This is a genomic window from Pseudomonas allokribbensis (assembly GCF_014863605.1).
Lineage (GTDB): Bacteria > Pseudomonadota > Gammaproteobacteria > Pseudomonadales > Pseudomonadaceae > Aquipseudomonas > Aquipseudomonas allokribbensis.
The window spans coordinates 2,461,979-2,476,255 of record NZ_CP062252.1; the positions used below are offsets into that span (position 1 = coordinate 2,461,979).

At 61.1% G+C, this 14,277-nt stretch carries 18 protein-coding genes; 9 read left to right on the plus strand and 9 right to left on the minus strand.

The features are described 5' to 3' along the window. Nucleotides 1–43: 43 nt before the first annotated feature. Nucleotides 44–472 carry a nuclear transport factor 2 family protein gene (locus IF199_RS11335; RefSeq protein WP_192560412.1) on the minus strand — a complete coding sequence of 143 codons (429 nt, stop codon included), beginning with the start codon at nt 470–472 and terminating at the stop codon, nt 44–46. A gap of 347 nt (nt 473–819) precedes the next feature. Next, the gene (locus tag IF199_RS11340) at nt 820–1,533 is read right to left on the minus strand and encodes a hypothetical protein (protein ID WP_244142458.1); all 714 of its coding nucleotides are present in this window, start codon (nt 1,531–1,533) and stop codon (nt 820–822) included. Nucleotides 1,534–1,547: 14 nt separating this feature from the next. Here IF199_RS11340 and IF199_RS11345 point away from each other — a divergent pair, with 14 nt between their 5' ends. The 3 genes from IF199_RS11345 to IF199_RS11355 all read left to right on the plus strand — a co-directional run bounded on the left by IF199_RS11345 (nt 1,548) and on the right by IF199_RS11355 (nt 3,965). Next, nucleotides 1,548–1,994 carry an NUDIX hydrolase gene (locus tag IF199_RS11345; RefSeq protein ID WP_192560413.1) on the plus strand — a complete coding sequence of 149 codons (447 nt, stop codon included), beginning with the start codon at nt 1,548–1,550 and terminating at the stop codon, nt 1,992–1,994. Between the two features lie 94 nt (nt 1,995–2,088). Next, complete coding sequence (locus IF199_RS11350; protein WP_192560414.1) at nt 2,089–3,300, plus strand: helix-turn-helix domain-containing protein; 1,212 nt, start codon at nt 2,089–2,091, stop codon at nt 3,298–3,300. 32 nt (nt 3,301–3,332) lie between these two features. Further along, nucleotides 3,333–3,965: a Vgb family protein gene (locus IF199_RS11355; protein ID WP_192560415.1), complete on the plus strand. Its 633-nt coding sequence runs from the start codon at nt 3,333–3,335 to the stop codon at nt 3,963–3,965. A 5-nt stretch (nt 3,966–3,970) separates the two neighbouring features. On the opposite strand, the gene IF199_RS11360 is transcribed toward IF199_RS11355, so the two are convergent. Together IF199_RS11360 and IF199_RS11365 are read right to left on the minus strand one after the other, a co-directional pair. Continuing rightward, nucleotides 3,971–4,837: a CAP domain-containing protein gene (locus IF199_RS11360; protein ID WP_192560416.1), complete on the minus strand. Its 867-nt coding sequence runs from the start codon at nt 4,835–4,837 to the stop codon at nt 3,971–3,973. 140 nt (nt 4,838–4,977) lie between these two features. Further along, nucleotides 4,978–5,748 carry an alpha/beta hydrolase gene (locus IF199_RS11365; RefSeq protein ID WP_192560417.1) on the minus strand — a complete coding sequence of 257 codons (771 nt, stop codon included), beginning with the start codon at nt 5,746–5,748 and terminating at the stop codon, nt 4,978–4,980. 112 nt (nt 5,749–5,860) lie between these two features. On the opposite strand from IF199_RS11365, the gene IF199_RS11370 reads away from it, so the two are divergent. From IF199_RS11370 to IF199_RS11380, 3 genes are all read left to right on the plus strand, one after another. Then, a complete protein-coding gene (locus IF199_RS11370) occupies nt 5,861–6,805 on the plus strand; it encodes an aldo/keto reductase (protein WP_192560418.1) in 945 nt (314 codons plus the stop codon). A gap of 167 nt (nt 6,806–6,972) precedes the next feature. Then, entirely contained in the window at nt 6,973–7,179 is a 207-nt protein-coding gene (locus IF199_RS11375; protein WP_096822865.1) for a hypothetical protein, read from the plus strand. A gap of 94 nt (nt 7,180–7,273) precedes the next feature. Further along, nucleotides 7,274–8,335 (plus strand): hypothetical protein, encoded by a 1,062-nt coding sequence (locus IF199_RS11380; protein ID WP_244142459.1) that lies wholly within the window; start codon nt 7,274–7,276, stop codon nt 8,333–8,335. 94 nt (nt 8,336–8,429) lie between these two features. Here the strand turns inward: IF199_RS11380 and IF199_RS11385 are convergent, their stop codons facing one another. Beyond that, on the minus strand, nt 8,430–8,702 hold the full coding sequence (locus tag IF199_RS11385) for a hypothetical protein (protein ID WP_096822863.1): 273 nt from the start codon (nt 8,700–8,702) through the stop codon (nt 8,430–8,432). 230 nt (nt 8,703–8,932) lie between these two features. Between IF199_RS11385 and IF199_RS11390 the strand changes: the two genes are divergently transcribed. Both IF199_RS11390 and IF199_RS11395 read left to right on the plus strand, forming a co-directional pair. Further along, entirely contained in the window at nt 8,933–9,997 is a 1,065-nt protein-coding gene (locus IF199_RS11390) for a hypothetical protein (RefSeq protein WP_192560420.1), read from the plus strand. Nucleotides 9,998–10,015: 18 nt separating this feature from the next. Next, nucleotides 10,016–10,369, plus strand: a complete 354-nt coding sequence (locus IF199_RS11395) for a DUF1428 domain-containing protein (RefSeq protein ID WP_102619606.1) — start codon at nt 10,016–10,018, stop codon at nt 10,367–10,369. Nucleotides 10,370–10,384: 15 nt separating this feature from the next. Here IF199_RS11395 and IF199_RS11400 read toward each other — a convergent pair whose 3' ends face one another. After that, nucleotides 10,385–10,579 carry a hypothetical protein gene (locus IF199_RS11400; protein ID WP_096822860.1) on the minus strand — a complete coding sequence of 65 codons (195 nt, stop codon included), beginning with the start codon at nt 10,577–10,579 and terminating at the stop codon, nt 10,385–10,387. 107 nt (nt 10,580–10,686) lie between these two features. Between IF199_RS11400 and thpR the strand changes: the two genes are divergently transcribed. Further along, nucleotides 10,687–11,226, plus strand: a complete 540-nt coding sequence (gene thpR, locus IF199_RS11405; protein ID WP_192560421.1) for an RNA 2',3'-cyclic phosphodiesterase — start codon at nt 10,687–10,689, stop codon at nt 11,224–11,226. A gap of 121 nt (nt 11,227–11,347) precedes the next feature. Here thpR and IF199_RS11410 read toward each other — a convergent pair whose 3' ends face one another. The 3 genes from IF199_RS11410 to IF199_RS11420 all read right to left on the minus strand — a co-directional run bounded on the left by IF199_RS11410 (nt 11,348) and on the right by IF199_RS11420 (nt 14,277). Beyond that, complete coding sequence (locus IF199_RS11410) at nt 11,348–12,445, minus strand: polyamine ABC transporter substrate-binding protein (protein WP_096822858.1); 1,098 nt, start codon at nt 12,443–12,445, stop codon at nt 11,348–11,350. A gap of 69 nt (nt 12,446–12,514) precedes the next feature. Beyond that, on the minus strand, nt 12,515–13,399 hold the full coding sequence (locus IF199_RS11415) for an ABC transporter permease subunit (protein ID WP_011333555.1): 885 nt from the start codon (nt 13,397–13,399) through the stop codon (nt 12,515–12,517). Continuing rightward, nucleotides 13,396–14,277, minus strand: coding sequence for an ABC transporter permease subunit (locus IF199_RS11420; protein ID WP_425220388.1), 882 nt, complete (start codon nt 14,275–14,277; stop codon nt 13,396–13,398). The genes IF199_RS11415 and IF199_RS11420 overlap by 4 nt, the downstream gene beginning before the upstream one ends.

A 14,277-nucleotide genomic window follows, 5' to 3' on the forward strand; every position in this document is an offset into this window, starting at 1 on the left:
CACTGAACCGGCGACGGTCAGTGGGCTTTTTTGTGTCCGGGTTTCAGGCTTTGGCAGCGGCCAGATAGGCCCCCAACCGCCGCCCCATTTCCTCACCGAGCGCCTGCAACCCACTTAACGGCCGCACCATCACCTCGAACTCGACAATCTTCCCCTGTTCATCGAAGCGGATCATGTCGATGCCCTTGAGCTCTTTCGAGCCTACCTTGGCACTGAATTCCAGCACCACATTCAAACCATCAGCCGTCGCCAGTTCACGGTGGTATTTGAAGTCTTCAAACACTTCGAACACGGTGTTGAGGATCATCGCGACCACCGGCGCGCCGGGGTAGGGTGTGTGGGCCATCGGCGAACGGAATACGGCTTTGGGGTCGAGCAGGTCGGGCAGGGCTTTCAAGTTGCCGGTACGGATCATCTCGTGCCAGCGGTTCAGGGATTCGGCGGCGTTGGGGTGCAGGTTCAGCTCGGACATGGTTTCACTCCTGTATTTTTGTTGTTCTTTGCGCGACGCCCATGACTCTAGATTAAAGCGGCGTAATGGAAACCTTCTGTACCGAGCTGAATGACGACACATGAGTGGGCCAAATCCATCTGATCCGCTTTTTCCTGTTGAATCTGCATCTGTAACCATCTCAGCCATAGGCCCAAAATACCCTTGCCGTTCGGCCACACGCGACGAGCTTCATTCCGAAGCGCCCGGTGCGCCGGACATTCAGTATTCAGGAGGCCTTCATGGCTAAGATGGCGTTTTTCCTCGGCGGCTTTCTCGTGTTGACCATCATGATCGGCGTTCTGGCCACGATTTCTCCGGTCTGACGATCAGCAGTTGAGTACCGGCATGTAACGCTCTTCATGCTTTTTGAAATGGATCGGCGCTGTCGGGATTTTCTCTCCGTTCAGGAAGAGCTCCGGCAGCGTCAGGATGAAATCGTCCATTTCGCCGCTGCCCAGCGGTGTTCCGGGGGAATATAGATCCAGCCCTGTTTCACGCGGGTCGAAACCGGTTTTCAAGCGTTCGATGCTGACCTGGTACGACTTGCCATTGGCCAGTTGCACGGTGGCCATCGGCGAAGCCGCGCTGATCCACAGGGCCGGTTCGGGCGTGCTGTAGGCGGTTTTCCACTGTTCCGGTGTATTCAGGTTTCGCATGTACGGGGGCGTATAAAGATACGCGTACAGGCGCACTTCGGTATCGGTGCTGTGATGATAATCAGGTCTGGTCGGCGTCCCCGGCAGCGCTGCATAGACCAACAGATGCACCCAATCGAGCTCTTCTGACGTGGTCGTGTAGCTCATTGCCTGGTGAGGGCCGGGGCACGTTCTGATCAGCAACGCGTTCTGACCGACAGTCGATTGCGGATTCAGGTAAGGGCCCGAGCTACAGGCCGAGAGCAAGGGTAGAAGCAGATAGCAGGCTAGACGTTTCAAATAATCGACTCCGTGATTGGCTGTATTCCCTTTCAAACCACCGCAGATTACCTGAAGCAGCGCCTCTGTTGCGTGTGATCTAATGCCGGGCTTTTCATCCAGCAAACGGACTTCACCCCATGGCCGAACCGCGTATCCGCGCACTTGCACTGTGTGTCTTTCAGCAAAATGGCAAAATTCTGGTTAACCGCTTCCACGACCCGGTCGCAGACCAAACCTTCTACCGTCCCATCGGCGGTGGCATCGAATTTGGCGAAACCAGTCGCGAGGCCATCGTGCGCGAAGTGCAGGAAGAGTTGGGCCTTTCAATGAAAGACCTGCGCCTGCTCGGCACACTTGAAAGCCTCTTCGTCTACAACGGCAAACCGGGACATGAGATGGTTCAGGTGTATGACGCCCGTTTCGAAGACGCGCAGGTCTACGAGCAATTGCAGATCGTCGGTCACGAAAGCGACGGCGCCCCGTTCACCGCCAGTTGGCAGGACAACTCAAGTTTCACTGAGCAATCACCGCTGGTGCCCGTCGGTTTGCAGGCGTTGCTCAAGAACGCCGCCATTCTCGACTGAGCACGCAGTCACACGAGCACCCAGACAAAACCGCATTCGGTATTAGACTCCACCCACGATCTGATACCGGAAACCGTGACATGCCGGACTCCCCATGGACTCGCTGATCAACGCTGCCGGTCGCGCACTGGCGGCGGGTGATCCGTTGGCCGCGCTGAATTTCGTGGCGCTGCGCGAAGACCCGCCCGCCCTGGCCCTGCGCGGGATCGCCATGGCCCAGCTCGGCGTTATGGCGCGGGCCAAGGTATTGCTGCAGCGGGCGGTGAAAGCGTTCGGCGCCAATGAGCCGTTGTCTAGGGCACGCTGCGTGGTGGCCGAGGCCGAAGTGGCACTGGCGGCGCGGGATCTGGGCTGGCCGGTGAAGGCGCTGGAGGCGGCGCGGCGGGCCTTGCACGATCACGGCGACTGGCTCAACGCGGCGCACGCGCGCTATCTGCAGATTCGTCGGTTGCTGCTGATCGGGCAGTTGGACGACGCAGATGCGCTGCTCGCTGAACTCGATCCAGCACCGTTGCCGCCAGCCCTGCGCGCCGTTCATGAACTGATGACTGCCGGGATCGCGTTGCGCCGGGTGCAGGCGCACAAGGCGCAAATGGCGTTGGAACGTGCGCAACGGGCGGCTCAGTCGGCTGCCATTCCGGCATTGTCGGCGGAGATCGAGCACGCTCGGCAAATCCTCGAAGCGCCCGCTGCCCGATTGATCGTTGCGGGTCAGGTGCAAGCAGTGACATTGGCACAGGTTGAAGCGTTGTTTGCGTCGCCGACGCTGGTGGTCGATGCCTGTCGCTATAACGTTCGCGGTGCAGGAATGACGGTGGCGCTGGCCACGCGGCCGGTGCTGTTTCACCTCGTTCGGCTGCTCGCTGAAGCCTGGCCCGGGGATGTGCCCCGAGAGACACTGGTCGCCAAAGCCTTTCGATTGAAACTCGATGATGAATCCCACCGCGCCCGTTTGCGGGTCGAGATCGGCCGGTTGCGTGCAGCGCTGCAACCGCTGGCCGGAATCACGGCGACTTCCCGTGGCTATGCGCTGGTTGCGCAAGACGTGGCGCTGCTGACGTTACCGCTAGAAGACAAACACGCCGCACTGCTGGCCCTGCTCGCCGACGGCGAGGCGTGGTCAAGTTCGGCGCTGGCGCTTGCGTTGGGCAGCAGCCAGCGTCAGATACAACGGGCACTGGAAACGTTGGCGGCGCAAGACAAGGTCCAGGCGTTCGGTGTCGGCCGTGCGCGGCGATGGCTGACCCCGCCCGTGCCGGGTTTCGCGACGATCTTGTTACTCCCGGTGTCGTTGGGCAATGGCTAGGCTGGACTCACCCACTCAACGAGGAAGCCAGCATGAAACACGCAAACGCAGAAATCCTTCGTGAATACGGCCCGTTCGACGGCATCGACGGTGTCCACGGCGTGACCTTCGACGGTCGGCAAGTCTGGTTCGCCAGTGACGGCCAGCTCAATGCGCTGGACCCGGCCAGCGGCGAAACCGTGCGCACGATCAAGGTCGGTGCCGATGGCGGGACCGCGTTCGACGGCAAGCACCTGTTTCAGATTGCCGACCGCCGAATCCACAAGATCGACCCGGCCACCGGGCGTGTGCTCCACACCATTCCGGCCCCCGGCGACGGCGGCGATTCGGGTATGGCCTGGGCCGAGGGCACGTTGTGGGTGGGGCAGTATCGCGATCGCAAGATTCATCAGATCGATCCGGAAACCGGGAAAATCCTCCGCACCCTCGAATCAAACCGTTTTGTCACCGGCGTGACCTGGGTCGACGGTGCGCTGTGGCATGGCACCTGGGAAGGCGATGAGAGCGAGATCCGGCGGATCGATCCAGGCAGCGGCGAGGTTCTGGAAAGCCTGACGTTGCCCGCCGGGATCGGCGTCTCCGGACTGGAGGCCGATGGCAGGGATCGCTTCTACTGCGGTGGCGGCAACAGCAGCAAGGTGCGGGCAGTGCGTCGGCCGAAGTGAGGCGCTCAAGGCGCCCCGAACAGCATCGTCCAGTACACACCGTTATCGCTGCGGGCCTCACTGGCAAAACCGGCGCCGACCTGGGTGAACATCGGGTTCATCAGGTTGGCGCAATGTCCGGGGCTGGCCAGCCAGCCGGCCATGGCCTTGCTCGGAGAACTCTGCCCGGCAGCGATGTTTTCGCCGATCTGCCGGCCACGGTAGCCGGCAGATCGGGCGCGGTCGGCTGGCATGTCGCCGTCCGGGTCCTGGTGAGCGAAGTAGTTGCCGTAGGCCATGGCCTTGCTGTGACCCTGCGCGGCGGCGCCGAGGGCCGGGTTCCAGCTCAAGGGCCGGGCGGCGGCAAAGCGCTGGCGACCGCACATTCGTGGTCGGGCGCGGGCGGCGTTGACCTCGGCCAGCAAGGCTTTGCCGACGCTGCGGTTATCGCCCAAGCGGCTGTCGATCACCGGACGCGCCAGTACCACTTGCCATTCACTGCGGGCGCGGCTGATGCCGATGTCGGCGTACTGCGCATCCAGCAATGCGCCGCAATGTTCATTCTGCAATTGATCAAACGCCTCTTCGGCATCCTCGGCCCCGACGATCCGGATGCTGCGCACCGCGACCGCTGCATAACCGGAGGCTTTCAGTTGCTCGCGCATCCCGCCGCCGTAGCCATAGCCGATGGGCAACGCAATGTTCTGCTTCAGCGTCAGTGGCGCCAGGCGTTGTGCCGGACGCCGGTCGCAGCGTTGCGGATGGGCACGGAGGTCATTGATGGCGGCTGCCAGTTGCCGCTCTGCGCCAGCGTGGGCAGAGGGGGCGAGCAGGGGAGAAAGGATCAGCAGGCACAGCGAAACGAAGCGAGACGAACGGACGGCGTGGCGCATGGGACGCAAGGCTCTGAAAAAAGATAGCGCTGATAGGGAGTTAGCCGCGAAAGCGGCGCGAGTAGGACTGGCCTTTTTGCACTTGGTTCAGGAGGCGCCTGAGGCTTTCGCTGGTCGCCGACGAAGTGCGCAGGTGTCACTCACCGGTTCAACACATCCTTCATCCATTGCAGGTATTGCGGCCGTTCGGATATCGAGTTGTGCGCCGAGTCCTTTATCACTTTGAGCATCGCCACCCCGTCGGGGAAACTGCGCAGCAGGCGCTCTGTGCTGGCCCGTGAAACCACCTCGTCATCGCTGGCCGCCAGCAGCAGCGTCGGCACGCTGATGTGCGCCGCATATTTGCCGGACTCGTAACGATCCTTGAGCAACCACTTCACCGGCACCCACGGGTAATGCTGGACGGCGAGTTCAACGAGGCTGTTGTAGGGCGTGACCAGAATCAGCTGGGCCACCGGCCGCTGGCTGGCCAGCCGCACCGCAACGCCGGAACCGAGGCTGCGTCCAACCAGTGCAATCTGTGGATGCCGGGCATACACCTGATCGAACAGCGCCAGCGCATCTTCGGCGATCGCCGCTTCGGACGGGGAGCCGCCGCTGCCGCCAAACCCCCGATAGTGCAGCAGATACACCGCGTAGTCGGGAAACGCCTCGGCAAACGCCGGCAGATTGCGCGACACGTCTTCGGCATTGCCGCCGAAATAGATCAGCGCTTTCGCCCCGGAATGCTCACGAACACTGACGCGAATATCGGCGTCGGGCATCGCCAGCGTCATTCGCGATTCCGCCGTATCCATGGAGCCGGGCTGCGGGAAATAGATCAGCGAGCGCTGAAAAACGAACAGCGCCGCGCACAGGATCAGGTACACGGCAACGATCAAGGCGACGAGCGACATCAGGATTCTGGACATTCGGCTAACTTTAACGGGGCGTGAGGGTGCTCAGTCGCAGTGTAGTTGAGCCTTCCCGAGTGACCGCCGCCGAACACAAGGCGCAACAGATCCATCAAGCAGAGACGCGAGCATGAGCCACACTGAGGGTTGTTCCCGCCGCCGCCTGCTCACGCTGGCTGCCGGGGTTTCGGCGGTTTTCACGTTTGACCGGGCGTTGGCCACTGCCACGTCGCCGAGCGCCTCAGGAGGCCAGACCATGCAGACCCGCGCCATTCCTTCCAGCTCCGAGCGGCTGCCCCTGGTCGGGCTGGGTACGTATCGCGGTTTCGATGTCGCGCCCGGCGATCCGGCCTACCGGCCCTTGGCGGCAGTGCTCGACGAGTTGTTCAGGAAGGGTGGCACGCTGATCGACAGCTCGCCGATGTATGGCCGCGCCGAAGAAACCACCGGCGAACTGCTGTCGATCCACGAACCGCGTTCACCGGCCTTTCTGGCGACCAAGGTGTGGACGCGCGGGCGCGAGGAGGGCATCGCGCAGATGGAAAACTCCTTCCGTCTGCTGCGCACCGAGCGCATCGACCTGATGCAGATCCACAACCTGCTGGACTGGCAGACTCATCTGCCGACCCTGCGTGAGTGGAAGGAGCAGGGCCGCATTCGTTACATCGGTATCACCCATTACACGCCCTCGGCGTACGAGGAAGTGGAAGCGGTATTGAAGGCCGAACAGCTCGACTTCCTGCAGATCAACTACGCCCTTGATGACCGGGGCGTGGAGAAACGCATCCTGCCGTTGTGCCGCGAGCGTGGGGTAGCGGTGATCTGCAATCGCCCGTTCGGCGGCGGCGAGCTGCTGGCACGGCTCAAAGGCAAACCGCTGCCGGGCTGGGTGTCGGATGTGCAGGTCAACAGCTGGCCGCAACTGGCGCTGAAGTTTTTGCTGTCGAACACGGCGGTCACCTGCGTGATCCCCGGCACCGGCAATCCGCGCTACATGGCCGACAACGCCGGCGCCGGGTTCGGGTCGATGTTGACCGATGCGCAGCGCCAGCAGTTGATTGCGCTGGTGGGTTAGCAGCGCTCGCGTCAGTCTTGCAGGTGGGGCGATGAACGGTCGTTGTCGCCCTGTGAATCATCGTTCGTTTCCCAGGTCGTATCTGCGGCTGCGCGCACCGCGCCACTTCGGTGTGGGTTGCGTTGACCCTTTCCGTCGTCAAGACCTTGGTTTTAGGGAAATTCTGAATGATGCGTGCAACAACGCTGCTGCTGACTGTTTCCGCCGCCGTATTGCTGGGCGGCTGTGTGGCGGACTTTGATGATGACTACCGACATGGCCGCCATTACGACCGTGATCATGGCCGTTACTACGATCATGATCGGCGTTGGGACGACCGCGATTACGATCGCCGCGACGGGCGTCGCTACCACCGTGACCGGGATGATGATTGATCAACGCTGGACAGGCAGGTTTTGACGGGATGGACGCAGTAGTGGCTATTCAGTAGCATCGCGGCTTTTCCCGGCCTTTCCCTCAAGGATGAACATGCCAGTCACTTCGCTCCTTCGCCGTTCTTCGGCGCTTTTCGGCTTGATGGTGTCCCTCTCGGGGCTTGGTGGTTGCGCACTGACGGGGACCTATCAGGACGCCACCGGGCCAGACGCTGCCAAGATGCGTTTCGTGGCCAACACTGACAATGCCACCGTCAATTACTTCGACGCCGAGCATTGCGACGGCCTGACCACTGGCATCCTGAACAATTTATTTGTCAGAGACAGTCCGCGGCGGGTGGGCATGACCGTGGCGCCTCCGGAAAAGGCCCGTGGTTATCTTGAAGTGAAATTGCCGCCCGAAAAGGAAGTGTTCCTGCAGGTCAATACCCAGGTGGGCTATGGCGTGTGTGGCGCGGTATTCGGTTTCAGACCCGAGCGCGCAATGGAGTATGAACTCACCTTCGAACTCAAGGGCAACCAATGCTTGACCTTGATGCAGCGCCTGCAACGGGTTGATGGCAAGGATGTACGTACGCCCGTCACCATCAGGCGCGATGGATTTGCCGCGTGTGAGGGCCGCAGCCCGATCTTTCCGAAACCACCCGCGCTGCTGCCCGATACGCCGGAACGCACGGCGATGATGGATCGCATCATTGCCGGCAGTACGTTTGTCCGGATGACCTCCGACACGGCCAGGGACAAGGTCGAGGGCAACTCGCCGGAAAAAATCGACTCACTGATCAGCGAGCGCAAGGCCAAGCTGGGCTTCAATCTGCCGGACGAATACTGGACGTTGTATCGCCAGAATCTTGAGGCGTTCGATCAGGATTTCGCCGCCAAGAAGACGCAGGTGATGCAACGCTCGACCGACGAATACCGCAAACGCCTGAGTAGCGCGGACGACAAGCAATTGAAGGCGTGGACAGGAACCGGCGAAGCCGCCAACCCCATGAACTCGGCGCCGGCGGAGCTGGAAAAAACCATGATCATGTTCTATTTCCAGACCGACAGAGCGGTGACGGTCGAAACCATCAATCGCCACCTCGACCGCATGGCGAAAATGGAGCAGCAGTACGACGTCTGCTCGCGCTACGCCGATTGCTGGAAGCGTTGATAGTCCGTCTGCGCTGACAAAAAAAGCCCACTGAGCCTAATCGGCCAGTGGGCTTTTTCATGGCCGTTCCTCAAGGGAACAGCAGGTACAGCGATTAAAAATGAGCGTTCGCCCGGACGCTGGATCGCGCAGGCACGGAGGCCTCGATGTCCAGCAAATGGGTGGCGAGTATGTCGCTCAGAAAGCGGAACTGATCGTTGAGGCCCACCACTTCATTGCTGAAATGATTGCTCGCGGCGGGCATCAGCAGATCTTCGAAATCTTCGTTGAACACCAGCGGCTGTGTCTTCAGCGACACCACGTGCTGGTCGTAATAGTTGTTGCCGAAGACCGGGAAACTCACGGCGAGGGTGACGGTATGACTCATGATGTGAACTCCTCGTGGTGTTTGTCTCGGATGGGTGAATCCTGCGCCAGACGCGTTTGATGCGGAAGGCAATCGTCGTAATGGTGAACATCGACGTCAGTGATGGTTGGGAAGAATGTTGAAATCGCCCGCCAGAATTGCAGCCCCCTACAACCGGACAAACGGCTGAAACCCGCACCTATACTCAAACCATTACCTCCAGATCTGATCCACAAAAGGACACCGCCACCGTGAACCTGCGTGCGCTGATCGTCGCCGCACTGATGTTGCTGGCCGGCTGCGCGACGACGGCGCGGGGCCCGGCGAGCGCGCCGCCGGTGGTGGTTTCACCGGCCACCTGGCAGCAGATCGACCGGGACATCGTTACGGCTTCCCGACAGTCCACCGAGCAGGTCAAGGTTTTCGCTCGCGGTTCAATGGAACATTGGCGCATTCGCGTCTATGAGCAAACTGAAGAAAAATTCATCCCGTGGTTCAGCAGCTACTGGACCCAGGAATGGCTGTCGATGAAGGTTAGTTGGTACACCATCAGCGCCGGCGGCGAGCAGGATGCTTCGTCCAAACGCCTGGCCGCCTATTTGCTGGAGCAGTATCAGGAGCGAGTCCTGGCGCCCGTCGCGGCGGAAATCGACCCGGACGCGATCCTCGGCCAGTCCACCGCGTTCTACGCGCAATTGATGGCGCAGCAGATGCCGGTCATCGCCCAGCGCTACGGCATACCTATTGCCCAGCTCAACGGGCACTTGCAGAAAATCCCCGCCATTGCCCTCGGCCCGCCGCCGGCCCGGGATGCCTCGCTGTATCAGATCGTCAGCACTGAACCGCTGAACACCTTGCCGGCCTACGCGGCGTTGATTGACAAGATCCACATCGAAGGGGGGGCCAAGGGCATCGCCTCGACCGACGCGGGCATGGCCCCGGTGGCCAAGCGTGCCAGCCAGCGCATGGAGGCGGAAATGGCCCCGCGTGGCGCCGCCAGCGCGGTGGCGGCGGCGGCCGGCAAACTCGTCGGCGGGCTGATCTCGGCCGGTGTGGCAGGCATCCGCGCCATCCTCCAGGCCAGTGATCGTCCCGACAGCGAAGCGCTGATCCGCAGCAGTCTGGGCAACACCTTCGACAAGGCCTGGCTGAAGCTGGTGCAGAACCCGACCACCGGCGTGATGGCCGGTACGCTGCACATGGCGGCGCAGGTCGAAGGCAATCTGGGCGGGGGCGATGAACCGTCGGTCGGCTTGGGCGCCACTCCTGTCGAATGGCGGCCGCCTGAATCGACTACTCAGCAGATCGACCCCTAAACCCGCAGGAGAACGACCATGGCTTACATCGATGTTTTTGTCGCACCCGTGCCGAACGCCAATCGCGAACAGTACAAAAAACACTGCGAAATCGCCGAGAAACTGTTCAAGGAGTACGGCGCCCTGGAGGTGGTGCAAGGCTGGGGCGATGATGTGCCGGACGGCAAGGTCACCTCATTCCCGATGGCGGTGAAACTCAAGGACGGCGAAACCGTGTCGGCCGGCTGGCTGGTCTGGCCGGACAAAGCCACCCGCGACGCCGGCATGGGGAAAATGATGGAAGACCCGCGCATGCAACCGGACGTCAATCCGATGCCGTTCGATGGGCAGCGGATGATCTTCGGTGGCTTCAAGAACATTCTTGAGTCTTGAGGCATATCTGCCGGATCACTCCGCCGATGGGGTGATCCGGCAGCCTTTGCGGTTGCGAATCTGCTCGTCCGTCGGCCGCTCGCGAACAAACTCGAAACGCGGCTCACCCTCGCTGTAATGCACCAGCCAGCCCCATTCCAGCTCGTTTTCATCCTGCCCCGGGTTCGGTGGCCGAGCCCACCAGGGTTCTTTACTGAGGATCTCGCGCATGACGCCCTCCGGTTGATGGCAATCGTTGAACTATAAACCCCACGCCAAGAGTCGCCAGGAATGGCCGTGTAGAATCGACGGATCAACATCGACAAGGGAGCGGGGCCATGACGGATGACAAACACGGCGAACAACCGTTCAAGCGGCTGTTCTTCGCCCTCGACTGCCCGCCGGCACAGCGCAAGGCGATTGCCCAATGGCGCAGTGAACTGGGGCTTAGGACCGGTAAACCGGTGCCGGCAGACAATTTCCACCTGACGCTGCTGTTTCTCGGCGCGGTGCCGTTGGCGCAGATAGGAGAAGTCTGTGAGGCGGCGTCCAAAGTGAGTACGCCGGGCGAGGCGCTGATGATTTCGCTGGATCGCTTGCAGGTCTGGCGTCGCGCCGGGGTGTTGTCGCTGGCGCCGGAGCAGGCACCGCAGGGATTGCTGCGACTGGTGTACGCACTGGAGCAGGCGATGTTGCCGTTTGGCTTTGAAGAGGCGACGCGTGAGTATCGTCCGCACCTGACACTGGCCCGCGACTACCGCGCGCCGGAACCGGAGTCCGCCACGCCGCCGGAGTTCTTCCTGCGGGCCGAGCGCTTTGCATTGTTCGAATCCCACAAGGGCCGTTACCGCGCACTGGCCGATTGGCCGCTGATCTGAGCCCACAAAAAAAGGCGCCCGAGGGCGCCTGAATTCACCTGAACCGAGGAAGCCAGGTGAGGCCGTTCAGAGCAGGGGGCAGCGGTGGTAAGGCGCTGCGTGAACGGAAATCGATGTGTGTTTATTTGCCGAGCTTCACCCGGGTCCAGCCCCGGGTCATGATCCGTTGCGTGGAAATCGGTTGATCCGGCACCGCATACAGCGTGGCCATCACTTCCTGCGACGGGTACGAGCCCGGGTCGTTGCGGATCGCTTCATCCACCAGGGGCGTCGCCGCCGAGTTGGCGTTGCTGTAACCGTTGCTGTTGGTGATCTCGGCGATGATGTCCGGACGCATCAGGAAGTCCATGAACAGGTAAGCGTTCTCGACGTTCGCCGCATCGCGTGGAATGGCGACCATGTCGTAGAAGCTGCCGGCACCTTCCTTCGGAATGCTGTAGTCGATCACTACGTTGTTGCCCGATTCCACCGCGCGGGCCTTGGCCTGCAGCACGTCGCCCGAGTAACCGACGGCGACGCAGATGTTGCCGTTGGCCAGGTCCGAAATGTATTTCGAAGAGTGGAAGTACGCCACGTTCGGGCGAATCTTCATGAACAGCGCCTCGGCTTCCTTGATGTGCGCGGTGTCCTTGTCATTCACCGGATAGCCCAGATAGTGCAGGGCAGCCGGGATCATTTCGGTCGGTGAATCGAGGAAACTGATGCCACAAGCCTTCAGCTTCTCGGCGTTCTCCGGTTTGAATAGCAGGTCCCAGGAGTTGGTCGGCGCGTTCTTGCCGAGCACTTCCTTGACCTTGGCCGGGTTGAAGCCGATGCCGATCGAGCCCCACATGTACGGGAACGCGTGGGCGTTGTCCGGATCACTGGCGGAGGCGTTTTTCAGCAGCACCGGGTTGAGGTTTTTCCAGTTTGGCAGCTTCGACTTGTCCAGGGTCTGATAGACCCCGGCCTTGATCTGCTTGGCCAGGAAACTGTTGGACGGCACCACGATGTCGTAGCCGGATTTACCCGCGAGCAGACGCGCCTCGAGGGTTTCATTGCTGTCGAACACGTCGTAGGTCACGCGGATGCCGGTCTCGTCCTCGAACTTCTTGACGGTGTCCGGGGCGATGTAATCCGACCAGTTGTAAACGCGCAGCACCTTGTCGTTGGCCTGGGCGCCTGTGGCGATTGCGCCCAATAAGGACAGTGTCAGCAGAGTCCTGCCAAACATTTTCATCGGTGAAACTCCATTCTTTTTATTCAAAAGCTTTTAAGCAAAAGCGCAAAGCCGTAAAACGCGACGGCCCTAGGCCGTCGCTGCCACTCGTTGAGGTTGCGGTTGCTGCCACGATTCGTTGGCGGTCTGATCCATGGCTTCCTGAATCGCCCGCTTGCGGTTGGCTTCTGCCTTGCGGCCGAAGTACCAGACCAGGAAGGTCACCAGCGACACCGCCAGCAGAATCAGGCTGGCCACGGCGTTGATCTCGGGCTTAACGCCCAGACGCACGGCCGAGAACACTTCCATCGGCAGGGTGGTGGAACCTGGCCCGGAGACGAAGCTCGCCAACACCAGGTCATCCAGCGACAGAGCGAACGACATCATGCCGCCCGCCGCCAGCGACGGCGCGATCATCGGGATGGTGATCAGGAAAAACACCTTGAACGGCTTCGCGCCCAGATCCATCGCCGCCTCTTCGATCGACAGGTCCAGCTCGCGCAAGCGGGCGGAGACTACCACCGCCACATAAGCGGCACAAAACGTGGTGTGGGCGATCCAGATCGTGACGATGCCACGCTCCTGCGGCCAGCCGATCAGTTGCGCCATCGCCACGAACAGCAGCAACAGCGACAGACCGGTGATCACCTCAGGCATGACCAGCGGCGCGGTCACCAGACCACCGAACAGCGTACGACCCTTGAAGCGTGTCACGCGGGTCAGCACGAAAGCGGCGAGGGTGCCCAGCGCCACGGCGGCGATCGCGGTGTAGCAGGCGATTTCCAGCGAGCGCACCACCGAGCCCATCAGTTGCGTGTTGTCGAGCAGGCCGACATACCACTTCACCGACCAGCCACCCCAGACCGTCACCAGTTTCGAGGCGTTGAACGAGTAGATCACCAGAATCAGCATCGGCAGATAGATGAACATCAGGCCGAAGATCAGCATGAACTTTGAAAATCCGAAGCGTTTCATCCCCGTGCCTCCATCTCTTTGGCCTGGCTGCGGTTGAACAGCAGAATCGGCACAATCAGGATCAACAGCATCACCACCGCCAGGGCGGACGCCACCGGCCAGTCGCGGTTATTGAAGAACTCTTGCCACAGCACGCGACCGATCATCAGGGTCTCCGGGCCACCCAGCAGTTCCGGGATCACGAACTCGCCCACCACCGGAATGAACACCAGCATGCAGCCGGCGATGATGCCGTTCTTGGCCAGCGGCACGGTGATTTTCCAGAAGTTGTTGAAGTTGCTCGAGCCCAGATCCTGCGCGGCTTCCAGCAGGCTGCCGTCGTGCTTCACCAGGTTGGCGTACAGCGGCAGCACCATGAATGGCAGATACGCATAGACGACGCCGATATACACGGCCGTATTGGTGTTGAGGATCTCGATCGGGTGATCGGTGAGCCCGGTCCACATCAAAAATGCGTTGAGCAAACCGTTGTTGCTGAGGATGCCCATCCATGCGTAAACACGGATCAGGATCGCGGTCCAGGTCGGCATCATGATCAACAGCAGCAGGACGTTTTGCGCTTCCTTGCTGGCCTTGGTGATCGCGTAGGCCATCGGGAAACCGATCACCAGGCACATCAGCGTGCTCAGCGCCGCGACCTTCAGCGAACCGAGGTAGGCCGACAAGTATAGCTCGTCTTCGCCGAGCATGGTGTAGTTGCCGATGTTCAGGAACAGCTGGAATTTCTGTTCGGCGTAGGTGTAGATCTCCGAGTACGGCGGGATCGACAGCGCGGCTTCCGAGAAACTGATCTTCATCACCAGGAAGAACGGCAGCATGAAGAATAGGAACAGCCAGATGAACGGGATGCCGATGACGAACTTTCGCCCGCTGGGCAC